The sequence below is a fragment of the Yersinia sp. 2542 StPb PI genome, from assembly GCF_048593855.1.
GTDB lineage: Bacteria > Pseudomonadota > Gammaproteobacteria > Enterobacterales > Enterobacteriaceae > Yersinia > Yersinia enterocolitica_E.
The window spans coordinates 1-22788 of sequence record NZ_JAZGQA010000020.1; the positions used below are offsets into that span (position 1 = coordinate 1).

Sequence of the window (22788 nt, forward strand, 5' to 3'; positions counted from 1 at the left end):
TAAGCTTAAAGAAAATCTGACGAGTTTAAATAAAACTTACTCTATGAATACAATATCTGATATAGAACTGACATTTCATATATATAGTGGAAGATTGATTCAAAGTTATCAACGCGGATTAGGACTATTTATTGATTATGGTGACGGAACGAAACTTCGTTTTTGTACAGCGGAACAATCCGAGCATGATGCAACACTTTCAATGAGTTCTGGGCAATTATCAGCTTTAAGTTTGGCCTTTTTCCTATCATTAAATAAAGTTTATGCACAATCGCCATTTGTATTAATTGATGACCCGGCACAATCACTTGATGATATTAATGTGGCATCATTAAGCGACTTATTGCGTAGTGAACTAAAAAATAGACAGCTTTTCTTATCCTCACATGAGGATAATATTTCTGGCTATATTAGATTCAGATTTATGAGAGCAGGTTTAAAGCAAAAGCCATTCCATATGCAAACGCATTTAGTCAGTTAAATCCCTAAATGTAACATAGCATAGCTGCATCTCACTGATTGGGATGCAGCTATGCTTATTAGTTAATCATTAACTTGCTATATCTGTAATAGAATTTAAACCCCTCCCCAAAATCTACCTTACCCCCCATAACCAGCGCCCGCAATTCCCACAACTCCGGCTCTATGCCGATTTTTCGTAGGAAACTCAGCGCCTGATCTGCTAACTCACCGATAGGCTGATACTGAGCCGCTATGTCTGCTTTTTTCACCTGGCTATTATCAGGCGTTTTTCTACCTTGATTACCTTCATTGCGGATACGTTCGGCCAGTTCTCGCCGTTCCTTATGGCCCATATCCTCAAAAAGCTGGCCGGTTTGTTGGTGATAACGTTTTATCTGTTTAACCGTGGCGTTTTTGGGCAGTTTTGGATAACTAAATTCTGCGCCTGGCGGGGTGCTTTCAACCGATTTTGCCGGTTGAGTATCGCTACCGCGTACAGTTATTGACAGAACTCCAAGGGGCGGCGGGCCGCCCTGAACGTCAACAGAAAAATCCGCGTCAGCTTTGATTTTAGGAACAATCTTGTAAGTGGTGGTGCGGGTATAGATAATTGAATTAGAACCCGATTCAGGGGCAAAGACGCCAGTGATCCGGCTGATGTTATCCCCGTAATCGTTGCCATTCTCAGTGATGTCGTAATTGAGCCTTACGCGCAAATCTTTACGGGCGACTAGCGGGCCGCCTTGCGCGAGGGTATAACCCGCCCAGTTACCCTCGTCAGCGGCAACCTGCGCCGGTGATATCTCTGGGAATAAACGCAGCTCCTTATCCCGCAGACGGCGTAATTCACGGTATACCGTGACCGGCGCACCACCTATTTATCTTCTCCCAGTAGCGCAATGGTCGCGTTGAAATCGCCTGAATCCAATAACTGTTCCGCTTTTTCAATCAATAGTTGATGAGTGTTCCGCAATAGTTGTAAATGTGAACGGCGACCACGGCCAGCTTCTGACTGCCATAAAACCCGCCAGCCTGTTGCATTTTAACCAGCAATGTCCGCATATGGCGCTTAGTGCAGCTAAGCTTGTCGGCTAATTCTTGCAGTGTAATCGTAACCTGTTGCACTCCAACCACGTCCAGTAAGCGTAAATATTGTTGCTCAAGACGTCGACTGACCATAAAAGAGGATCTCTATTGAATGAATCTCAGCAGTTTTTAATATCACCTTTTTAGCTGATAATTTTAGTACAGCAAGGGCTTATCGCCCACCGTCCTTCGGCATGAAAAGCTTGTGCGGGCAGGGCGTAATGACTATTTAAGGTGAGAAGATGACCCGGTATTTAAATAAAGACACCCAAGTGTGTATTTCTCTGGCGGCCAGACCCAGTAACTTTGGTACCCGTTTTCACAACTTTTTGTACGATGCCTTAGACCTCGATTATCTGTATAAGGCTTTTACTACCACTGATCTTGTTGCCGCCATCGGTGGTGTGCGGGCGCTGGGATTTCGTGGTTGTGCCATCTCAATGCCCTTTAAAGAGGCGGTGATTCCGCTGGTGGATGAGATGGACCCATCAGCTAAAGCTATTAACTCAGTAAATACTCTGGTCAATACCGCAGGCTACCTTAAGGCGTACAACACCGACTATATCGCCATCGCCATGTTGCTTGCGACATATCAGGTGTCATCAAAGCAGGTTTTTGCTTTACGTGGCAGTGGTGGCATGGCAAAAGCAGTGGCTTTTGCATTAAAAAATGCAGGTTTTAAGCAGGGTTATATCATTGCGACAAATGAAGTGACAGGTAAGCAGTTAGCGGATCAATCAGGTTATATTTATCGCCCTGATATGCAGGACGTTCGGGCTAATGTGTTGATTAATGCTACCCCGGTGGGGATGTTGGGGGGGAAGGATGCCGATGCTCTGGCATTTACTCAGGGTGAAATAGATAGTGCGGATATCATTTTTGATGTGGTGGCACTGCCGGCAGTCACCCCACTTATCCGTTACGCTAAAGCACAGCAGAAAACCGTTATTACTGGCGCAGAAGTATTTGCTATTCAGGCGGTTGAGCAATTTGTGCTGTATACGGGGATTCGCCCAGAGCCCGCTTTGTTTGAAAAAGCGGCGGCTTATGCCAGAGGCTGATTATTGAGGTTGAAATCAATAGAATTTGTCGCTCATACTACGCATTCTCCGTTTTATAATGATAAAGGAAATGCGTAATGGCCGAAGAAACGATTTTCAGCAAAATTATCCGCCGTGAAATTCCTGCCGACGTGGTCTACCAGGATGAGCTGGTGACGGCGTTTCGTGATATTGCCCCACAGGCACCCACCCATATCTTAATCATTCCCAACATTCTTATTCCAACTGTGAATGATGTCACCGCAGAACATGAAGCCACACTGGGTCGTATGATTACCGTAGCGGCTAAACTTGCACAACAAGAAGGTATTGCCGAAGAGGGCTATCGCCTGATCATCAACTGTAACCAACATGCCGGGCAAGTGGTCTATCATATTCATATGCACCTGGTTGGTGGTCGTGATCTGGGTTCATTGTTGTCACATAAATAATGATGCTGCATCAATAGCGACATAATGATTGAGTCTAAATGAGGTAAGCCTATGCGCCGTGTTAAGGCGTTTTTATTACCGGTGATGGTGTCGGCGTGTATCGCGACATTATTGGGGTGCAGCAACCCGAAAGGGATTGCAGTAAATAAACAGCAAACCGTGGTAATGGATTCGTCGGTTTTGACGGCAGGTATTTTGGCTTCTCAACCCACAGTATCACTCTCTTCTGGCAATAATGTTGCGCGTTCAGTTATCACGAATAGCCAGAATAAGCCGGTAAGAATCAACTACCGTTTTTATTGGTATGATACCCAGGGCTTAGATGTGCCGCCGCTGGAAGCGCCGCGTTTTGTGATGATAGCACCAGGGGACGATGTCACTATTCAGTCAGTTAATAATAATTTTAATGCGCGCAGTGCACGCCTTCATTTATTTTTATAACCGATTGATTTTCACAATTGGAGTAGGGCAATGAAAAGGTATTTATTTGTGGTTTTGGCAGCGTTAGTGCTGACCGGTTGTCCGTCCCGGACGCCTGTTGCACCAACGACGCCGCCCGTCACCATTGAACCGGTAACACCCCCTGTCGTTGAGACACCTCCGCCGGTAGACACCGTGCCGCAGCCACCGAAAGTGCAATCTATCGATTGGGCTATCAGTGTCGAGCCGTTGGTGGCGAAAATGGTGAATAACAACGAAGTGGCGAATGGCAGCATTCTGCTATTGGATAGCGTTAAAAACAACACCAATGGTGCATTGCAAACGGCGAAAGCCACCGCCGCATTACATCAAGTGCTAGCGGCGAATAAAAAGTTTGTTTTGATCTCGCCGCAACAATTAGCCGTTGCTAAGCAAACGCTGGGGCTTTCGGAAGAAGATAGCCTGGGGTCGCGCAGCAAAGCGATTGGTTTGGCCCGCTATGTCGGCGCTCAATATGTGCTGTACAGCGATGTGAGTGGTGATGTGAAGTCGCCAACCATTGAAATGCAATTGATGCAGGCACAATCAGGCGAAATCATTTGGTCAGGTAATGGCCCGGTTCAGCGCTGATCTCTCTCTGTATGCATTCATTGACAGCATAAATCCGGCGATGAAAATCGCCGATTATCACTTTAGTCCGGTCGCGGGGCTAACCGGTGAAAGCTGGCGCATTACAGCACCCAATATTGACTGGTTGGCACGTCAACAATCACTAGCCAAACGTCAGTTGGGGGTGAATCGGCGGCGGGAACGAAAACTGTTACGACACGTGGCAAATCAGCATTTCTCACCGGCTATTATTGCCGCCGATCAGCACTGGTTAGTGGTTAATTGGCTTGAAGGTGACGTTGTCACTAATGAGCAATTTATTGAATTATCAGATAATGGGCAGTTGCCACAGTTATTGGCCCGCCTGCATCATCTGCCCATCAGCGGCTACCGTCTCGACTTGCGCCGTCAGTTAACCCGCTATGGGCAATTGATTGACTCAACGCGCCGCTCACCTGCCTGGTTGCGCCGCCAACATGACTTTCTGCGCCGCCCGCTACCGCAGCCTATTAAGTTGGCGCCGTTGCATATGGATGTCCATCCCGGCAATGTGTTAATGACCCCAACCGGGCTGAAACTGATTGATTGGGAATATGCTGCCGATGGGGATATCGCATTGGATATTGCGGCGCTGTTTCGCAGCAATAACTGGTTATTGCCACAACAACATGCCTTTTTACAGCACTACTGCGCGAGTGAGCAGGGATACCCTGACATCAAACGCTTATCACAGCAGATACAGCGCTGGTTACCGTGGATTGATTACCTGATGCTGATGTGGTTTGAGGTGCGCTGGCAGCAAACGGGTGATGAGACATTTTTACAATGGGCGTCGCCACTGCGCCAGCAGTTTAATTTATCGTTTTAATTCGTAGCGTTACCCAAAGAAATTGGCGTAGCAGCCAGGCAAATCGACCCCCTGTGGCGACCCCGTCCGAGGGGTATTTTATTGAATGAAGTGAGGTTGTTGTGGGACCAGTAATGTTAGACGTCGCCAGCTATGAGCTGGATGCTGAAGAGCGTGAGATTTTAAAACACCCACTGGTGGGCGGTCTGATTTTGTTCAGCCGTAACTTTCATGATGCGGAACAGTTGCGTGAGCTGGTTCGTCAAATCAGGGCGGCCTCTCGTGAGCGTCTGGTGGTGGCCGTTGACCAGGAAGGGGGCCGGGTGCAGCGTTTTCGTGATGGCTTTACTCGCCTGCCTGCGGCCCAGTCGTTTGCCGCTATTAATGATGCAACTACGGCAGCTAAGCTGGCGCAAGAGGCCGGTTGGCTGATGGCGGCCGAGATGATAGCGATGGATATCGATATCAGTTTTGCGCCGGTACTGGATATCGGCCATGTTAGCGCCGCTATTGGTGAGCGCTCTTTCCACAGCGAGCCACAACAGGCTCTGGCAATGGCGGAATGCTTTATCCGAGGCATGACTAGTGCCGGGATGAAGACCACCGGTAAGCATTTCCCCGGTCATGGTGCGGTCACCGCCGACTCCCATAAGGAGACGCCACATGATAATCGACCACTGGCAGAAATCCGCACTCATGATATGGTTATATTTCGCGAGTTGATCGAGCGGCGACTGCTGGATGCCATCATGCCTGCTCACGTGATTTATACTGAAGCTGATGCGCGCCCGGCCAGTGGCTCGGCGTATTGGCTCCAGCAGATATTGCGCCAGGAATTAGGTTTTGATGGCATTATCTTCTCAGATGATTTATCGATGGAAGGTGCTGCGATAATGGGCAGTTACGCCGAGCGCGGGCAGGCTTCGCTGGATGCCGGTTGCGATATGATTTTGGTGTGTAATAACCGCCAGGGTGCCATCAGCGTGCTAGATAACCTGTCTCCGGTCAAAGCGGATCAGGTTGCGCGCTTGTATCATTCTGGGCAGTTTGAGCGTCAATCATTGATGGGGTCATCACGCTGGCAACAGGCGAATAAGGCATTAACTGCACTCAGCGAACGTTGGGATGCACATAAGAGCCAATTGAAATAAGTTAATACTCTAAATAATTCGAGTTGCAGCGGCCTCAACGAGGTGAGGCTCACGGATGGGCCGAGTAGTGAGTGTAGCCAACGCACATGCAGCTTGACGTATGACAAGTATAAGTCGCGAGGATAAATATGATCGTCTATTTACATGGTTTTGATTCCAATAGCCCTGGTAATCACGAGAAAGTCCTGCAACTGCAATTTATCGATCCAGATGTGCGTTTTATCAGTTACAGCACCTTGCATCCTCGACATGATATGCAGCATTTACTGAAAGAAGTGGATAAAGCCATTCAGCAGGGTGGTGATGTCAAACCACTGATTTGTGGTGTTGGTTTAGGCGGGTTTTGGGCCGAGCGCATTGGTTTCCTGTGCGGTATCCGCCAGGTTGCTTTCAACCCGAATCTGTATCCGCAGGACAATATGGGCGGTAAAATCGACCGCCCAGAAGAGTATGTTGATATCGCCAGCAAGTGTATTAATGACTTTCGCGAGAAAAATCGCGATCGTTGCCTGGTGGTGTTGTCTCGTCATGATGAAATGCTTGATAGCCAGCGAACTGCGGGTGACCTACATCCTTATTATGAAATTGTTTGGGACGAGAAACAAAACCACAAGTTTAAGGATCTTTCACCCCATCTTCAGCGCATTAAAGCCTTTAAAACTCTTGGCTAGCGTAAAGTGACTGCTGAGCTTAAAACAGTCGGTTTGTTAAAGATTGGTTAATTGTAAAGCCTATAACGTTCTGCTAACCGGTTTGGGAAAGGGAGTTTAAATCCTTTATCCAGGCCGTTTTGTTGCTTAAAAACGGCAAAATAAGATTTTTCCTCGCTGCAAATAGAAAAATTCTAAACTGTGACTAAACGCTAACTATTTGAATCCTATTCCAGAAAGATTCTCTATGCTGTCACTTTAATCAAAAAAAGTTGATATATATCAATTTTGGTATGACCAAATAACCCTGCATGATATTCTGGCTACAGATTATTGATTTAGCATCAGCGAACCCTATGTTATCTAAGGATATTATTCTTTTACCCTTAGCTAACAATTGGTTCACATTTAGGGGGTCATTTTGACAACGCCGAAGAAGAAAATCGTTATTATTGGTGGTGGTGCCGGCGGTCTTGAGCTGGCGACGAGTCTGGGCCATAAGCTGGGCCGCAGCAAGAAAGCGGATATCGTTCTGGTTGATCGCAACCACAGCCATCTGTGGAAACCGCTGTTACACGAAGTAGCCACGGGTTCTCTTGATGATGGCGTCGATGCGTTGAGCTATCTGGCTCATGCGCGTAACCACCACTTTAACTTCCAGTTAGGTTCCTTAACTGACATTAACCGTGAAACCAAAACCCTCAGTTTGGCTGAGATTTGCGATGAACACGGTGATGTGCTGGTGACCCAACGTGAATTGACCTATGACATTCTGGTCATGGCCTTAGGCAGTACCTCTAACGATTTTGGTACGCCAGGCGTAAAAGAGAACTGCATTTTCCTTGATAACCCGCATCAGGCACACCGTTTCCATAATGAAATGCTGAACCTGTTCCTGAAATATTCAGCGCAACCGGGTGAAAAAGGGAAAGTTAACATTGCGATCGTTGGTGGGGGGGCTACCGGTGTGGAACTCTCTGCAGAACTGCACAATGCGGTGAAACAACTGCATAGCTACGGTTTTGAGGGCTTGGACAATCAAGCACTGAATGTGACGCTGGTGGAAGCTGGCGAGCGGATTCTACCCGCATTACCCCCGCGCATTTCAGCGGCCGCGCATCAGGAATTGATTAAACTCGGCGTGCGCGTGCTGACCAAAACCATGGTGACCAGTGCGGACGAAAAAGGTCTGAACACCAAAGAGGGTGAGTTTATTAACGCTGACCTGATGGTGTGGGCGGCGGGGATCAAAGCACCGGACTTTATGAAAGATATCGCTGGGCTGGAAACCAACCGTATTAATCAGTTGGTGGTGGAACCAACACTGCAAACGACGCGTGATGCGAATATCTTTGCTATTGGTGACTGTGCTTCTTGCCCGCAGGCAAGTGGCGGTTTTGTTCCCCCGCGCGCGCAGTCGGCTCACCAGATGGCCAGCCGTTGCTACAGCAATATTCTGGCGTTGCTTAATGAGCAGCCGTTGAAGCCGTATATCTATAAAGACCACGGTTCACTGGTTTCTCTGTCGAAGTTCAGCACTGTGGGTAGCCTAATGGGCAACCTGATGCGCGGTTCAATGATGGTCGAAGGGCGTGTTGCTCGTGTGGTGTATATCTCACTGTATCGTATGCACCAGGTGGCATTACATGGTTATACCAAGACTGGCCTGATGATGCTGGTGGGTGGGATTAATCGGGTTATTCGCCCGCGCTTGAAGTTACACTAATCGCCTTCTCACTTAAACAAACCGCTGCCGTTAATAAAAGGTGGCGGTTTTTGTTTGCTCAATCTCAGGCACTTAACGCTAAAAGTGTTCGCCCGTAATGTAAAATTTGCAGCATAAAATTTCGCAGTCGCAAATACCCACAGTCGGATTCCTCCTAAACATATTCATTTACACCTATTATCTGGGTTTTTAGTCCATTTGTCTTATTGCTAGCTCAAACGACTTTGTGCAGACTCCATGGTGTTTACAGACGGCGAGTCACGCACGCCGTATTCCGCTAATCAGAGACAGCCTTTGGTGTCGGAAACTGTCAGATTTTCTGTTTTTACGCTGGAATTCTGGGGCAGAAGATGCGTGGTAACACTTTCAGGAGGATTTCCTGTGAACAAATCAATGTTAGCAGGCGTGGGTATCGGTATTGCGGCCGCTCTGGGAATTGCCGCAGTTGCGAGTATGAATGTTTTCTCTGGCGCGCCGCAATATGCACAAGTTATTGCGGCGACACCGATTAAAGAGACGGTCAAAACGCCTCGACAGGAATGTCGTAATGTAACGGTCACTCACCGTAAACCAGTGCAAGATGAGAATCAGATTGCAGGATCAGTGTTAGGTGCTGTAGCGGGTGGGGTTCTGGGACATCAGGTTGGGGGCGGGCGAGGTAAGGATATCGCTACTGTTGCCGGTGCATTGGCTGGCGGATATGCCGGTAACCGTGTGCAAAGTAATATGCAAGAAAGTGATACCTATACCACCACTCAACAGCGTTGCCAGACTGTCTATGACAAGTCACAAAAAATGCTGGGATATGACGTAACCTACAAAATTGGTGATCAGCAGGGAAAAATTCGTATGGATCGTGATCCAGGTACGCAGATCCCGATCGATAAAAATGGTCAACTAATACTGAACGACCGAGCATAATACAAAATCTGTTGTCCAAGACCTGGTACCAAGAACCCGCGATTTAGTGCTAATTCTGATCGTTTAAACAGAACATGTTTTTGCCGCAAACCCGGCAAAAATTTAAGCGAGTGGCATTAGCATTAACGCGGGTCTCTCATTGCTGAGAAACCCGCATTAACTCGCTGATTAACCTACCCGATGCTGTGCAAAGGCGGCCAACAACTCACTGATAAATTTCAGTCGCTGTGAACGATCAGTTAAATCCTGCATAAACTTCAACTTGGTTGGCCCTTCCAGGCGGTATATCTGTGGCTGGCGCTGTAATAGCCCAATCAGATAGACAGGATCGACTTTGTTCTTATCACTAAATTCAATAAAGCCACCGCGCTCATTACCTTCAATTCGTTTGATGCCCAATTTTTGTGCCTGCTGGCGTAACTCTGCGGTGTGCAACAGATAACGTGCTGGATCGGGCAGTTTGCCAAAACGATCGATTAACTCCACTTTTAGCTCATCAAGTTCCGTCTCATTGCGGGCACTGGCGATACGCTTATAGAATGAAAGCCGAACATTCACATCTGGAATGAAATCTTCTGGCAGCAGCACCGGCATGCGCAATTCAATTTCAGTTTGATTGCTGGTCAAATCTTCCAGAGATGGCTCTCTGCCTTCTTTCAAAGCATCAACCGCGCTTTCCAGCAGCTCCATATAGAGTGAGAAGCCAATGGTGGTCATCTGGCCGCTTTGGTCTTCACCTAACAGTTCACCCGCGCCGCGAATCTCCAGATCATGGGTTGCCAGCGCAAAGCCGGCACCAAGATCTTCCAGTGAGGCAATCGCTTCCAGCCGCTTTTTAGCGTCCGTGGTCATCGCTTTCGGATTCGGCGTCAGTAGGTAAGCATAAGCTTGATGATGTGAACGCCCAACCCGGCCGCGCAATTGGTGTAGCTGCGCCAGGCCAAAGTGATCAGCGCGCTCGATGATAATGGTATTGGCGCTAGGAATATCAATACCTGTTTCGATAATGGTGGTACAGACCAAAACGTTGAAACGCTGATGATGGAAATCATTCATCACCCGCTCCAGATCCCGTTCACGCATCTGGCCGTGACCGATAGCGATGCGTGCCTCAGGAACCAGCTCCGCCAGACGTTGTGTGGCCTTCTCAATATTTTCCACATCGTTGTACAGGTAATAAACCTGCCCACCGCGCAAAACCTCACGCAGGATGGCTTCGCGAATAACCAGGCTGTCGTACTCCCGTACAAAGGTTTTCACTGCCAGGCGCCGCGCCGGTGGGGTGGCAATAATCGACAAGTCGCGCATGCCGCTCATCGCCATATTCAAGGTACGCGGAATCGGTGTGGCTGTTAGGGTCAGAATATCCACATCGGCACGCATCGCTTTGATCCGCTCTTTATGACGAACACCGAAACGATGCTCTTCATCGACAATCAGCAGGCCGAGATCTTGCCAGCGCAGGTCACTTTGCAGCAACTTATGGGTGCCGATAATGATATCGACTTTACCTTCAGCGGCTTGCTCCAGAATCACTTGCTGCTCTTTGGCACTGCGGAAGCGGGACATCATTTCTATCCTGACCGGCCAAGTGGCGAAGCGATCACGGAAGTTATCGAAATGCTGTTGGGCAAGTAGTGTAGTGGGGACCAATACGGCTACTTGCTTATTATTGGCAACCGCGAGGAACGCAGCACGCATTGCTACTTCGGTTTTACCGAAACCAACATCGCCACATACCAGGCGATCCATCGCCAGCGGCCGACACATATCGCTGAGAACCGCATTAATGGCCTGTTCCTGATCTGGCGTGGTTTCAAACGGGAAGCTTTGGCAAAATAACTGGTATTGCTCGTGGTCATGTTTGAATTTAAAGCCAGACTTGGCGGCGCGCTGGGCATAGATATCCAGCAGTTCGGCTGCCACGTCTCGCACTTTCTCGGCCGCTTTTTGTCGTGCCCGCCCCCAGGCTTCTCCGCCCAGTTTATGCAGTGGCGCATTTTCATCAGCACCGCCGGAATAACGGCTAATCAGATGCAAAGATGAGACTGGCACATACAACTTATCTTCACCGGCGTAGGTCAGTATTAGGTATTCAGCTTTGATGCCGCCAGCTTCGAGCGTGGTTAAGCCCAGATAGCGGCCCACGCCATGTTCCAGATGAACCACTGGCTGGCCGGGGCGCAGCTCGGCCAGGTTGCGGATTAGGGTATCGGTATTGATGGTACGCCGATTATCCTGCCGACGGCGGCTGACGCGCTCGCCAAGTAGGTCACTTTCACAAATCAGCGCTAATTGTTTATCTGTATCGAGGAAGCCGCGTTCACTGGCGCCGATCATCAGATAATGACCGGGAGCCGCCGCTTGTGGTAACGCTGTAATCAGGCTCGGGCTGATTTTTATCCGGGCCAACAGGTCTTGTAGCGTTTCTCGTCGGCCTTCGCTTTCGACTGAAAACACGATGCTGCCACTGAATGTTTCGATAAAGCGGCGCAGGTTATCCAATGGCGCTTTTTGCTGTGCTTGCACAGCCACATCAGGCAGGGGCTGATAGTGCAAATTGGTATTGGCAGCTTTAGTCGGCAGTGGATCTGTCTTGAACTGGAGCCGAGGCCACTTTTTTAGCTCAGTGAACAGCGAATCAACCCGTAACCAGAGCGTATCGGGTGCCAGCAATGGGCGCATTGGGTCAACACGGCGGCTTTCAAAGCGCTGATTCACATCTAGCCAGAAACGCTCAGCGGAACCTTCCAGATCGCCGGTATTCACCAATAAGGTATTTTCAGGTAAATAACTGAACAGTGAGGGCAACGGTTGGCTAAAGAACAAGGGTTGCCAATATTCGATACCCGCAGGCCAGATGCCTTTACTCACTTGCTGATAGATGTGTTCAGCGTCGCGGCGAACTTCAAATTGTTCACGCCATTGGCTACGGAATAACTCGATTGCGGTTTTGTCTATCGGAAATTCATGCGCAGGCAGGAGGTTTATCTGTTCAACTTCAGACAGCGTGCGCTGCGAATCAACATCAAACACGCGCAGACTGTCAATGTCATCATCAAAGAAATCAATTCGATACGGCTCTTCGCTGCCCATTGGATACAAATCAAGCAATGCCCCACGGGTCGCAAATTCACCATGTTCCATTACCTGATCAACACTGCGGTATCCTGCCTGCTCAAGTTGCGCGCGTAGTTTATCACGCGACAGATGCTGGCCTTTTTTCATCACCAGCGCATGGCCGTGTAGGAATTCATGCGGGCATACGCGTTGCATCAGGGTATTAATCGGGAGAATAATAACACCGCGATCCATCGTGGGCAGATGATACAAACACGAAAGGCGTGCTGAAATAATATCCTGATGCGGCGAAAAACTGTCGTAAGGCAGTGTTTCCCAATCGGATAGGGTGCTTACTGGGCGGAGTGAGAATTGTTGCACCTCATCACGCAGGCGCAGGGCCGTTTGCATGTCAGGGGTAATTAACATTACCGGGCCATCATGGCGCTCAATGATTTCCGCACATTCCACCGCGCAGGCTGAGCCAGTCAACTGACCTAATTGACGGGTATCACCAGGCCGCTGCGGCAATGAATAACGATATTGTTGGGACATAAGCAGTTAAACAGTCTCTTAGTTTGTATACCCGCCGCCCTTCAAGAGGCAGAGGTGTTGGCTGCCCTTGCTCACCCCAATCACTTAGTTATCTAAGCGCTTGAGTATTAATGAGCCTTCACCCTATGGGCTAGCATAAATGCTATTCAAATCGGTTGCTTACCGACTTTTTACTTGGGTGCCGCCTACCGGCATGACCAAGTAACAGGGATAGCGTTAACCCATGTTGCCGTTCAGCAGGACAGTATCAGCACAACAGATGACAAATTATCTCGGCGGCTATCCTAGCACGTGAGGGGGCATAGCCACAGACTGGCACCCTGATTTGGAATAAAAGCCAGAGATATATCCAATAGATCTCAAGATGCAGGAAGGCGGCAAGCGAGAAATCCCGATGAGCTTACTAAAGTAAGTGATTCGGGTAAACGAGCGCGGCCAACACACCTGTAACTTGAAATATGAAGGATATAGGCGGTTAATGGTTCCATAAAGGCGTAGTACCCTTTATTATCCTCGATCACTTTGCTTTAGCAACAGGATCTAAACAGATTTCATGTATCAACCTGTCGCACTATTTATTGGTCTGCGTTACATGCGCGGGCGTGCATCTGACCGCTTCGGTCGGTTTGTCTCATGGCTTTCTACTATTGGCATCACGCTTGGCGTGATGGCGCTGATCACGGTACTGTCGGTGATGAATGGTTTTGAGCGTGATTTGCAGAATAATATTTTGGGGCTGATGCCGCAGGCGCTGATTACCACGCCACAAGGTTCTCTCGACCCGAACAAAATCCCCGCCTCAGCATTGAAATCACTGGCTGGCGTTACCGATATTGTGCCGCTGACCACTGCTGATGTGGTGTTGCAGAGTGCACGTAATTTGGCGGCAGGTGTGATGCTGGGTGTTGATCCCGAGCGTCATGAACCACTGGCCGATTATTTGGTTAACGTGCACCTGAAGGATTTACAGCCGGGGAGTTACAATATTATCCTGGGCGAAAAACTGGCGGGCCAGTTGGGTGTTAAACGTGGTGAAACATTGCGTTTGATGGTCCCTAGTGCCAGTCAGTTCACGCCAATGGGGCGCATTCCTAGCCAACGGCTGTTTAATATCATTGGAACATTCGCCGCAGACAGTGAGGTGGATGGCTACCAAATGCTGGTTAATCAGCAGGATGCATCACGTCTGATGCGTTATCCCGCGGGCAATATTACCGGCTGGCGTCTATTCCTTGCACAACCGCTGTCCGTTGATAGCCTGAGCCAACAGGTGTTGCCAGAAGGCACGGTATGGAAAGATTGGCGTGAGCGTAAAGGTGAGCTGTTCCAGGCGGTGCGTATGGAAAAAAATATGATGGGGTTGCTACTTAGCCTGATTATTGCCGTCGCAGCCTTCAATATTATTACCTCACTGGGTCTGTTAGTGATGGAAAAACAGGGCGAAGTGGCCATTTTGCAAACTCAAGGATTGAGCCGCCGTCAAATTATGCTGGTCTTTATGGTGCAGGGGGCTACCGCTGGGGTAATTGGCGCATTACTTGGTGCCGGGCTGGGTATTTTACTCGCCAGCCAATTGAACACGATTATCCCGATTCTCGGTTTATTGATTGATGGTGCCACCTTGCCGGTGGAAATTAACCCGGTACAGGTCGCCGTGATTGCTCTGTTGGCGATGGCGATTGCCTTGTTGTCCACGCTTTATCCTTCCTGGCGCGCTGCCGCCGCACAACCTGCCGAGGCTTTACGCTATGAGTAACCATCCATTATTACAGTGTTTAGATTTGTGCAAACGCTATCAGGAAGGGCAATTGCACACTGACGTATTGCGTAATGTGTCGTTCACTATCGAAGCTGGTGAGTTGATGGCGATTGTCGGCAGTTCCGGTTCAGGTAAAAGTACCTTATTGCATCTGCTGGGTGGTCTGGATTCCCCAACCTCCGGCGAGGTTATTTATCAGGGCCGTTCACTGAATCAGCTCTCTTCCACCGCGAAAGCGGAATTACGTAACCGAGAGTTAGGTTTTATCTATCAATTCCACCATTTACTGCCTGATTTCACCGCATTGGAGAATGTCGCAATGCCACTGTTAATCGGTGGAGCCAAACCCGCAGAGGCGCAGGATAAAGCCCGGGCGATGTTGACCGCGGTAGGGTTGGAAAAACGGAGCAAACATCGGCCGTCTGAGTTGTCTGGTGGTGAGCGTCAGCGGGTGGCGATTGCCCGTTCGCTGGTGAACAACCCGTCACTGGTTTTGGCAGATGAACCGACCGGTAACCTGGACCAACGTAATGCTGACAGCATCTTTAATCTGTTAGGTGAATTGAATGTTCGCCAGGGGACGGCATTTTTAGTGGTAACCCACGATTTGCAGTTAGCAAAACGTATGAGCCGCCAGTTGGAAATGCGCGATGGCCAGCTACAGCAACACTTGACACTGGTGGGGGCTGAGTAATGGGTGTGTCGCCACTTTCACTCTTAATCGGCTTACGGTTTAGCCGTGGCCGCCGTCGTGGCGGTATGGTGTCATTAATTTCAGTGATATCTACCTTGGGTATCGCCTTGGGTGTTGCAGTATTGATCGTGGGTCTAAGTGCGATGAATGGCTTCGAACGTGAGCTGAAAGATCGCATTTTGGCCGTGGTACCACACGGCGAAATTGCGGTGGTTAATCAGCCGTTCAGTGGCTGGCCGCAAACTCTACAACGTATTGAAAAAGTGCCCGGTATCGTAGCGGCCGCCCCTTATATCAATTTCACCGGCCTGATTGAAAATGCCACACAACTGCGTGCAGTACAGGTTAAAGGTGTTGATCCGCAGGCAGAACAGCGCCTTAGCGCATTACCCAGCTTTGTGCTTGATCATGCTTGGGATAATTTCAAAGCGGGTCAGCAGCAGATTATTTTAGGTAAAGGTCTGGCTGACGCATTAGGTGTGAAACAGGGGTCATGGCTGACAGTAATGATCCCGAATAGTGATCCTGAAATGAAACTGCTGCAACCTAAGCGTATTCGCTTACAGGTCGCCGGTGTTTTTCAGCTCAGTGGCCAGTTGGATCACAGTCTGGCACTGGTTCCTTTAGCTGATGCCCAGCAATATTTGGAAATGGGTGACAGTGTCACTGGTATAGCCATCAAGGTCAATGATGTATACAACGCGAACAAACTGGTGCGAAGTGCCGGTGAAGTGAGCAATGCGTATGTTTATATCAGCAGTTGGATTGGCACTTATGGCTATATGTACCGCGATATCCAGATGATTCGTACCATCATGTACTTGGCCATGGTGCTGGTGATAGGTGTTGCCAGTTTTAATATTGTGTCCACCCTGGTTATGGCTGTTAAAGATAAAAGTAGCGATATAGCCGTGTTACGCACATTAGGGGCCAAAGATGGTCTGATCCGTGCAATCTTTATCTGGTATGGCTTATTAGCCGGACTTATCGGCAGTATCAGCGGGGTGATAGTGGGGGTGATTGTCTCGATGCAATTGACCAACATTATCCGTGGGCTGGAGCGGCTGATTGGCCATCAATTCTTGTCTGGCGATATCTATTTCATTGATTTCCTGCCGTCAGAATTGCACTGGTTTGATGTGGCCTGCGTATTAGCCACCGCGCTGGTGCTGAGTTTAATTGCCAGTTGGTATCCTGCACGTCGCGCAAGTCGTATTGATCCGGCTCGGGTATTAAGCGGGCAATAATTACCCCCGTTATACTTCAAGCCGCATCTGCGTTGGCTGCTTTCGTTTACCCCCAGTCACTTGCTTCAGTAAGCGCCTGGGACTTATTCAGTTGCCGTCTTCCTACAGCTCGAATTATTTAGGGTATATAAGGACAATTCTATGTATTACGGTTTTGATATGGGCGGCACCAAGATTGAGTTAGGCGTTTTTGATGCCAATCTGCAACGAATCTGGCATAAACGAGTCCCAACGCCCCGTGAAGATTATCAGCAGTTACTGCAAACTTTGCGTGATTTAACGCTGGAAGCTGATGCATATTGTGGTGTTAAAGGCAGTGTGGGTATTGGTATTCCCGGTTTACCCAATGCCGATGATGGCACAGTATTTACGGCCAATGTGCCATCGGCCATGGGGCAATTATTGCAGGGTGATCTTTCCCGCCTGATTGAGCGTGAAGTTCGAATCGATAACGATGCTAACTGTTTTGCGCTGTCCGAAGCGTGGGATCCTGAATTTCGCACTTATCCAACCGTTCTGGGGCTAATTCTTGGCACCGGTGTTGGCGGTGGCCTGATTGTTAATGGCAGTATTGTTAGCGGGCGGAATCATATTACCGGCGAATTCGGCCACTTTCGGTTACCGGTAGATGCGTTGGATATTTTAGGCGCAGATATTCCGCGCGTACCCTGTGGTTGCGGCCATAACGGTTGCATAGAGAATTATATCTCAGGGCGTGGTTTTGAATGGATGTATAAGCACTTTAACCAACAATCGCTGCCCGCAACTGAGATTATCGCCAACTATAATGCTGGCGAGCCTAAAGCAGTAGCCCATATTGAGCGCTTTATGGATGTGCTGGCGGTATGTTTGGGTAATTTATTGACGATGCTTGATCCACATCTGGTTGTCATTGGTGGCGGGCTATCTAATTTTGACAAGATTTATCAGGAACTACCAAAACGCTTACCCCAGCATTTATTGCGAGTGGCGCGATTGCCACGCATTGAAAAAGCGCGTTATGGTGATGCGGGCGGCGTTCGTGGCGCTGCGTTTCTGCATTTGAGTGAATAATAGTCGTCACAAGCTATAGAGTCGTCACAAACAATAACGATATCCAATATAGAGGCAAAAGTTATGCGTATTCGCCATCGGCTATGTCGGTTTCGCAAGAATAAGCATTTGCGGCATCAACGTTTTCGTTCCCGTATCTTTCATCGGGACAGTGCTGCTACATCAGAAATGAAGAAACCGTTTGTGGTGGTGCTTACCGGTGCGGGGATTTCTGCTGAGTCAGGTATCCGTACTTTCCGTGCCGCAGATGGCCTATGGGAAGAGCATCAGGTGGAAGATGTTGCAACGCCGGAAGGGTATCGTCGCGACCCTGAGTTAGTTCAAGCTTTTTATAATGCTCGTCGCCGTCAATTGCAGCAGCCAGAAATTGCACCCAATGCGGCGCATCAGGCGCTGGCAGATTTGGAAGCGGTGCTGGGTGATAACTTTGTTCTGATTACCCAGAATATTGATAATTTGCATGAAAGGGCAGGTAGTAAGCGTGTTATCCATATGCACGGTGAATTGCTGAAGGTGCGTTGCACGCAGTCTGGCCAGGTATTAGATTGGCCGGGAGATCTCTCGGCTGACGAGCGTTGTCATTGCTGCCAGTTCCCATCCCCTTTGCGACCTCATATTGTGTGGTTTGGTGAAATGCCGATGGGGATGGATGATATCTATCAGGCGCTGGCTGAGGCTGATTTCTTTATCTCGATAGGAACTTCAGGCCACGTCTATCCAGCGGCTGGGTTTGTCCATGAGTCACGTTTGCACGGAGCTCATACCGTTGAATTGAATCTGGAACCCAGTCAGGTAGAAAGCCAGTTTGATGAAAAACATTATGGTTTGGCCAGTAAAGTAGTACCTGAATATGTGCGTGAGTTTTTGACTACCCGGGGCGAGAATCGTCAGGGTGATAGCAGTAATTAGCCAAAATGGCGTATAAATAAACGATAGTCCCTGCGGGTTGATGAATAAATCACCCTGCGGGGTTTTAGCATCCCACCTTATTATTCTGGCTTAAGTTTGCCTAAAGCTGACTTGACGCAATATTTGATCACGATCACTTCCCCATAATGATATTCACTATTATGAGGGTGGGAACCATGGACAAATTACTCGACCGCTTTTTCAACTATGTCTCTTTTGATACACAAGCAAAAGCCAATGTAAAATCCGTGCCGAGCACTGAGGGGCAGCACAAGCTTGCGCTGGCATTACAGCATGAGTTGCAGGCGCTGGGGTTTTCTCAGGTTACCTTGAGTGATCACAGTTGTGTAATGGCAACATTACCTGCAAATGTCTCTTGGCCGGTCCCCACTATTGGTTTTATTGCACATCTCGATACGTCACCTGATTTTTCGGGCAAAAATGTTAATCCACAGATTGTAGAAAGTTACCGTGGTGGGGATATTGCCTTGGGGATAGGCGACGAGGTGTTGTCACCAGTCATGTTTCCGGTATTACACCAGCTACTCGGCCACACATTAATTACCACTGATGGTAAAACCTTGCTGGGGGCCGATGATAAAGCCGGTATTGCCGAAATTATTACTGCAATGGTGCGGTTAAAGCACAGTAATGTGCCTCACGGCGATATCCGCATTGCATTCACTCCCGATGAAGAGGTTGGCAAAGGTGCACGCTTCTTTAATGTGGACGAGTTTGATGCCCAGTGGGCTTATACCGTTGATGGTGGTGGTGTTGGCGAGTTAGAGTTTGAAAACTTTAATGCGGCGTCAGTAACGATCAAGATTGTCGGTAATAATGTCCACCCAGGCAGTGCCAAAGGGGTAATGGTAAATGCGTTATCACTGGCGACCCGTTTCCATCAGGAACTTCCTGCGAATGAAACTCCTGAATGTACAGATGGTTACGAGGGCTTTTATCATCTGCAAAGTATTAAAGGCACTGTCGAGCGGGCAGAAATGCACTATATAGTACGTGATTTCAACCGTGATGGTTTTGAAGCCCGTAAGAAGAATATGGTGGATATTGCTAAGCGGGTTGGTAAAGGTTTGCATCGTGACTGCTACATCGAAATCGTTATGGATGACAGTTATTACAATATGCGTGAACATATAATCAAGCACCCGCATATCATCGAGTTAGCACAGCAGGCGATGCGTGATTGCGATATCGCGCCCGTCATGAAGCCAATACGGGGAGGCACTGATGGCGCGCAGTTATCTTTCCTCGGATTACCTTGTCCCAATATCTTTACTGGTGGCTATAATTATCATGGTAAACATGAATTTATTACGCTGGAAGGGATGGAGAAGGCGGTTGCAGTAATCATGCGGATTTCTGAACTAACCGCAGCACGAGCTAAAGCGTCATAAATTGCCTGCTACCTGCTTAACAGCCTATAACAAACGCCCCGTAAATGGGGCGTTTTGTATCATATATCACAGAGATTAGTCGTTGAAATACCAATAACCGCTATTAACCAGTTCCGCCAGCAGTGCCAGGAACGCCGGGTCTTCCAATGCATTACCAAGTTGTTGAGCATCCACACTGAAATGTTGACACAAAGCATTGGCAGCACTCATATGCGGCGTATCAATCAGTTCACCGTTAACAAAGCAGCTATCACCAATACGTAAAGCGCGCAGGCCACTAAGGCGGCGTAATGCCTCACCTTGTTGTAGCAAATCATAGATCTCACTGGCCTGATAAGGTGGTTCAGGTGGTGCAACATCCAGCTCATGACGTGATTGAGAAGTAAACTCACCAAACCAGTTTTGGAAATGCTCGGGTTGCTGGAGTAAATCCAACATCATTGCCCGCAGCTTATCGACTTCATGTGGCAAAATATCTGCTGGCTGGTCACGCAGTTGCAAATCAGGATCACTGTAACGGTAGCTCCCCAATTCACGCGAAAGGATATAATCGGCAAAACCACTGACTAATTCACGGCCATTTGGCGCGCGGAAACCTACTGAATAATTCAATGCATTTTCAAGTGCATAGCCTTCATGGGGGAAACCCGGTGGAATGTAGAGAATATCGCCCGGCTCCATTTCCTCATCAATGATGGCATCAAAGGGAGCGACTTGTAGCAAGTCAGGGTGTGGGCAATGCTGCTTCATTTCAGTATTTTCACCCACTCGCCAGCGGCGGCGGCCAGTCCCCTGAATGATAAAGACATCATATTGATCAAAGTGTGGGCCAACACCGCCACCGGGTACGGAGAAGGAGATCATCAAATCATCCATACGCCAGTCAGATAGTTGGCGGAAGGGGCGCATTAATGCAGCGGCAGGCTCATGCCAATGGTCAACAGCTTGAACCAGCAGCGACCAGTTGGTTTCACCTAAGTGATCAAAACTCTCAAACGGGCCGTGACTCACTTGCCAACGACCATCTTCATGGCTTACCAAGCGGCTGTCGACTTCATTTTCCATAGCTAGCCCAGCAAGTTCATCCGGCGAGAGCGGGTCTATAAAGTTTTTAAAACCGCGTTTGAGGATAACGGGGCGTTTCTGCCAGTAACGTTGCAGAAAGTCAGGCCAATCGAGACAGAGTTGGTAATCCATGTTTATTCCAGAATAGGAGGGAATTTGCTTGTGATTATAACGGAAGCCAGCCTTTAGTATCAGGGGCTGGCAGGCAAATTTTGTTAATCATCGTGATAATCATGTTGCTGGCCAAAAGTCACCATCATTTTGGCTCCACCCAAGGGGCTTTCAGTGATGGAAATCTCACCTTGATACTGTTCAATAATTTCGGCGGCCACGGATAGCCCCAGCCCTTGTCCAGGGCGCAAAGTATCAACTCGCTGGCCGCGCTGGAAAATCAGCAACCGCTTACTTTCAGGAATACCCGGTCCATCATCATCTACCACAATAGTTAGCTGTTTTTCAGAGTGTAGGGCGGTAATTTCAACGAATTCAAGACAATACTTGCAAGCGTTATCCAGTACGTTGCCCATCACTTCCATAAAGTCATTTTTATCACCAAGGAAGGTGACTTCAGGTGAGATATCCAGCGTCAGTACTACCCCTTTACGCTGATAGACTTTATTCAGTGCACTGCACAAGCTGTCTAACAGCGCCGGTACCGAGTGGATTTCCCGGACCAGTACATTATGTTCGGAACGCATACTGGCGCGGTGCAGGTAATAGCCAATTTGCTGAGAGATACGGCTTATCTGCTCTAGCATGATAGGTTCGACCTCTTCGATGGTCGTCTGCTTGCCGGTACGTAAAGAACGCAGGGTGGTCTGTAATACCGCCAGTGGGGTCTTAAGGCTGTGGGTGAGATCCGACAAGGTTGTGCGATACTTGGTATAACGTTGACGCTCATTGGTGAGCAGAATATTGAGGTTTCGAACTAAGCTCTGCAATTCACGCGGTGGATTTTCATCCAGTTGTTCGCGTTCACCTTTTTCCAACTGACTGATCTGACTGACCAGTGCTTTAATTGGCCGCAGGCTCCAGTAGGCCGCCAGCCACAGTAAGGGAACCACTAACAGCAAATTAGCCAGTAACACATAGCTAAACCAGTTCCACACCAAGTCAGAACGTTGTAACTCCTGCGGGATAGTATCTACGACCACAATGGTGAGCTGTGGTAAGCGTGAGGTCGCAGGATAAGTATTGACGGAGATGGAGTGCGTTAGGGCGCTGTTATCAGTATCGTCATATTTTTTGAGCTGGTCTTGGGCTTTGGGGTTATCACCCAACATCATGCTACTGATGTGTGTCCCGGTATCCAGCTCGTAGAAGCCGGGTTTTTGTAACCAACTTTTTTCGATATGAGACTCAAGCTCGGGCACATGGCGCTGACGCCACAAAATATTGCCGTCTTTGTCATAAATCAGCACCAATGTTGGGATGTTCAGTTCAAGTTCAGGGGGAACCGAAATACTCAGTTTATTATCATGCCACTGAGCCAAACTGAAAAATAAGTTACTTTCACCGCGATGGGCGCTGAAGGTATTTTTATCAAAGCTGACAATGTACCCAACCACGGCAACCATGCCATAAGATAACGACAGCGCTAAAATGACACCTGCTGTCGCCATAAGAAAACGCGCACGAAGAGAGAACGGTTTGCTATTTTTCCTGAACAT

Annotated in this window: 20 protein-coding genes and 1 pseudogene; 16 read left to right on the forward strand and 5 right to left on the reverse strand. The window is 48.6% G+C overall.

From position 1 onward, the window contains the following. Window positions 1–481, forward strand: a 481-nt coding sequence (locus V1952_RS04605; protein WP_420074378.1) for a hypothetical protein, incomplete at its 5' end; no start/stop codon positions are given. A 58-nt stretch (window positions 482–539) separates the two neighbouring features. Here V1952_RS04605 and V1952_RS04610 read toward each other — a convergent pair. Beyond that, complete coding sequence (locus tag V1952_RS04610; protein WP_420074379.1) at window positions 540–1178, reverse strand: hypothetical protein; 639 nt, start codon at window positions 1176–1178, stop codon at window positions 540–542. Between the two features lie 161 nt (window positions 1179–1339). After that, window positions 1340–1641 (reverse strand): annotated as a pseudogene (locus tag V1952_RS04615) (SgrR family transcriptional regulator); the annotation flags it as partial. 149 nt (window positions 1642–1790) lie between these two features. Between V1952_RS04615 and V1952_RS04620 the strand changes: the two are divergent. From V1952_RS04620 to V1952_RS04660, 9 genes are all read left to right on the forward strand, one after another. After that, window positions 1791–2609 carry a shikimate 5-dehydrogenase gene (locus tag V1952_RS04620; RefSeq protein WP_372559263.1) on the forward strand — a complete coding sequence of 273 codons (819 nt, stop codon included), beginning with the start codon at window positions 1791–1793 and terminating at the stop codon, window positions 2607–2609. Window positions 2610–2686: 77 nt separating this feature from the next. Beyond that, window positions 2687–3040: a purine nucleoside phosphoramidase gene (gene hinT, locus V1952_RS04625; protein ID WP_372559262.1), complete on the forward strand. Its 354-nt coding sequence runs from the start codon at window positions 2687–2689 to the stop codon at window positions 3038–3040. A 51-nt stretch (window positions 3041–3091) separates the two neighbouring features. Further along, the gene (locus tag V1952_RS04630; RefSeq protein WP_372559261.1) at window positions 3092–3481 is read left to right on the forward strand and encodes a YcfL family protein; all 390 of its coding nucleotides are present in this window, start codon (window positions 3092–3094) and stop codon (window positions 3479–3481) included. 30 nt (window positions 3482–3511) lie between these two features. Continuing rightward, window positions 3512–4090, forward strand: coding sequence for a penicillin-binding protein activator LpoB (lpoB, locus tag V1952_RS04635; RefSeq protein ID WP_372559260.1), 579 nt, complete (start codon window positions 3512–3514; stop codon window positions 4088–4090). A gap of 40 nt (window positions 4091–4130) precedes the next feature. Then, window positions 4131–4937, forward strand: a complete 807-nt coding sequence (thiK, locus tag V1952_RS04640) for a thiamine kinase (RefSeq protein ID WP_372559913.1) — start codon at window positions 4131–4133, stop codon at window positions 4935–4937. A gap of 113 nt (window positions 4938–5050) precedes the next feature. Further along, complete coding sequence (gene nagZ, locus V1952_RS04645; protein ID WP_372559259.1) at window positions 5051–6067, forward strand: beta-N-acetylhexosaminidase; 1017 nt, start codon at window positions 5051–5053, stop codon at window positions 6065–6067. A gap of 128 nt (window positions 6068–6195) precedes the next feature. Beyond that, window positions 6196–6738 carry an alpha/beta hydrolase YcfP gene (gene ycfP / locus V1952_RS04650; protein WP_083158536.1) on the forward strand — a complete coding sequence of 181 codons (543 nt, stop codon included), beginning with the start codon at window positions 6196–6198 and terminating at the stop codon, window positions 6736–6738. A gap of 400 nt (window positions 6739–7138) precedes the next feature. After that, window positions 7139–8443 carry an NAD(P)/FAD-dependent oxidoreductase gene (locus tag V1952_RS04655; RefSeq protein WP_083158537.1) on the forward strand — a complete coding sequence of 435 codons (1305 nt, stop codon included), beginning with the start codon at window positions 7139–7141 and terminating at the stop codon, window positions 8441–8443. 381 nt (window positions 8444–8824) lie between these two features. Then, entirely contained in the window at window positions 8825–9364 is a 540-nt protein-coding gene (locus tag V1952_RS04660; RefSeq protein WP_372559258.1) for a glycine zipper 2TM domain-containing protein, read from the forward strand. Between the two features lie 168 nt (window positions 9365–9532). On the opposite strand, the gene mfd is transcribed toward V1952_RS04660, so the two are convergent. Next, window positions 9533–12979, reverse strand: coding sequence for a transcription-repair coupling factor (gene mfd, locus V1952_RS04665; protein ID WP_420074380.1), 3447 nt, complete (start codon window positions 12977–12979; stop codon window positions 9533–9535). Between the two features lie 553 nt (window positions 12980–13532). On the opposite strand from mfd, the gene lolC reads away from it, so the two are divergent. The 6 genes from lolC to pepT all read left to right on the forward strand — a co-directional run bounded on the left by lolC (window position 13533) and on the right by pepT (window position 20053). Continuing rightward, entirely contained in the window at window positions 13533–14735 is a 1203-nt protein-coding gene (gene lolC / locus V1952_RS04670; protein ID WP_372559256.1) for a lipoprotein-releasing ABC transporter permease subunit LolC, read from the forward strand. Next, complete coding sequence (gene lolD / locus V1952_RS04675) at window positions 14728–15432, forward strand: lipoprotein-releasing ABC transporter ATP-binding protein LolD (protein WP_083158541.1); 705 nt, start codon at window positions 14728–14730, stop codon at window positions 15430–15432. Before lolC ends, lolD begins: the two co-directional genes overlap by 8 nt. Continuing rightward, a complete protein-coding gene (gene lolE, locus V1952_RS04680; protein ID WP_372559254.1) occupies window positions 15432–16679 on the forward strand; it encodes a lipoprotein-releasing ABC transporter permease subunit LolE in 1248 nt (415 codons plus the stop codon). Before lolD ends, lolE begins: the two co-directional genes overlap by 1 nt. 141 nt (window positions 16680–16820) lie before the next feature. Further along, window positions 16821–17732: an N-acetylglucosamine kinase gene (gene nagK / locus V1952_RS04685; protein ID WP_420074381.1), complete on the forward strand. Its 912-nt coding sequence runs from the start codon at window positions 16821–16823 to the stop codon at window positions 17730–17732. Between the two features lie 63 nt (window positions 17733–17795). Then, on the forward strand, window positions 17796–18641 hold the full coding sequence (gene cobB, locus V1952_RS04690) for a Sir2 family NAD+-dependent deacetylase (RefSeq protein WP_372559252.1): 846 nt from the start codon (window positions 17796–17798) through the stop codon (window positions 18639–18641). A gap of 176 nt (window positions 18642–18817) precedes the next feature. Beyond that, the gene (gene pepT / locus V1952_RS04695; RefSeq protein WP_372559251.1) at window positions 18818–20053 is read left to right on the forward strand and encodes a peptidase T; all 1236 of its coding nucleotides are present in this window, start codon (window positions 18818–18820) and stop codon (window positions 20051–20053) included. A 75-nt stretch (window positions 20054–20128) separates the two neighbouring features. Here the strand turns inward: pepT and V1952_RS04700 are convergent, their stop codons facing one another. Beyond that, window positions 20129–21250, reverse strand: a complete 1122-nt coding sequence (locus tag V1952_RS04700) for a JmjC domain-containing protein (protein WP_420074382.1) — start codon at window positions 21248–21250, stop codon at window positions 20129–20131. An 83-nt stretch (window positions 21251–21333) separates the two neighbouring features. Continuing rightward, window positions 21334–22788, reverse strand: coding sequence for a two-component system sensor histidine kinase PhoQ (phoQ, locus tag V1952_RS04705; RefSeq protein ID WP_372559249.1), 1455 nt, complete (start codon window positions 22786–22788; stop codon window positions 21334–21336).

Excerpts from the sequence above, each read along its gene's own strand:
- V1952_RS04620 (WP_372559263.1), top strand. The coding sequence starts at position 1,791 with ATGACCCGGTATTTAAATAAAGACACCCAAGTGTGTATTTCTCTGGCG.
- hinT (WP_372559262.1), top strand. The coding sequence starts at position 2,687 with ATGGCCGAAGAAACGATTTTCAGCAAAATTATCCGCCGTGAAATTCCT.
- V1952_RS04630 (WP_372559261.1), top strand. The coding sequence starts at position 3,092 with ATGCGCCGTGTTAAGGCGTTTTTATTACCGGTGATGGTGTCGGCGTGT.
- lpoB (WP_372559260.1), top strand. The coding sequence starts at position 3,512 with ATGAAAAGGTATTTATTTGTGGTTTTGGCAGCGTTAGTGCTGACCGGT.
- thiK (WP_372559913.1), top strand. The coding sequence starts at position 4,131 with ATGAAAATCGCCGATTATCACTTTAGTCCGGTCGCGGGGCTAACCGGT.
- nagZ (WP_372559259.1), top strand. The coding sequence starts at position 5,051 with ATGTTAGACGTCGCCAGCTATGAGCTGGATGCTGAAGAGCGTGAGATT.
- ycfP (WP_083158536.1), top strand. The coding sequence starts at position 6,196 with ATGATCGTCTATTTACATGGTTTTGATTCCAATAGCCCTGGTAATCAC.
- mfd (WP_420074380.1), bottom strand. The coding sequence starts at position 12,979 with ATGTCCCAACAATATCGTTATTCATTGCCGCAGCGGCCTGGTGATACC.
- lolC (WP_372559256.1), top strand. The coding sequence starts at position 13,533 with ATGTATCAACCTGTCGCACTATTTATTGGTCTGCGTTACATGCGCGGG.
- lolD (WP_083158541.1), top strand. The coding sequence starts at position 14,728 with ATGAGTAACCATCCATTATTACAGTGTTTAGATTTGTGCAAACGCTAT.
- lolE (WP_372559254.1), top strand. The coding sequence starts at position 15,432 with ATGGGTGTGTCGCCACTTTCACTCTTAATCGGCTTACGGTTTAGCCGT.
- nagK (WP_420074381.1), top strand. The coding sequence starts at position 16,821 with ATGTATTACGGTTTTGATATGGGCGGCACCAAGATTGAGTTAGGCGTT.
- cobB (WP_372559252.1), top strand. The coding sequence starts at position 17,796 with ATGCGTATTCGCCATCGGCTATGTCGGTTTCGCAAGAATAAGCATTTG.
- pepT (WP_372559251.1), top strand. The coding sequence starts at position 18,818 with ATGGACAAATTACTCGACCGCTTTTTCAACTATGTCTCTTTTGATACA.
- V1952_RS04700 (WP_420074382.1), bottom strand. The coding sequence starts at position 21,250 with ATGGATTACCAACTCTGTCTCGATTGGCCTGACTTTCTGCAACGTTAC.
- phoQ (WP_372559249.1), bottom strand. The coding sequence starts at position 22,788 with ATGTTCAGGAAAAATAGCAAACCGTTCTCTCTTCGTGCGCGTTTTCTT.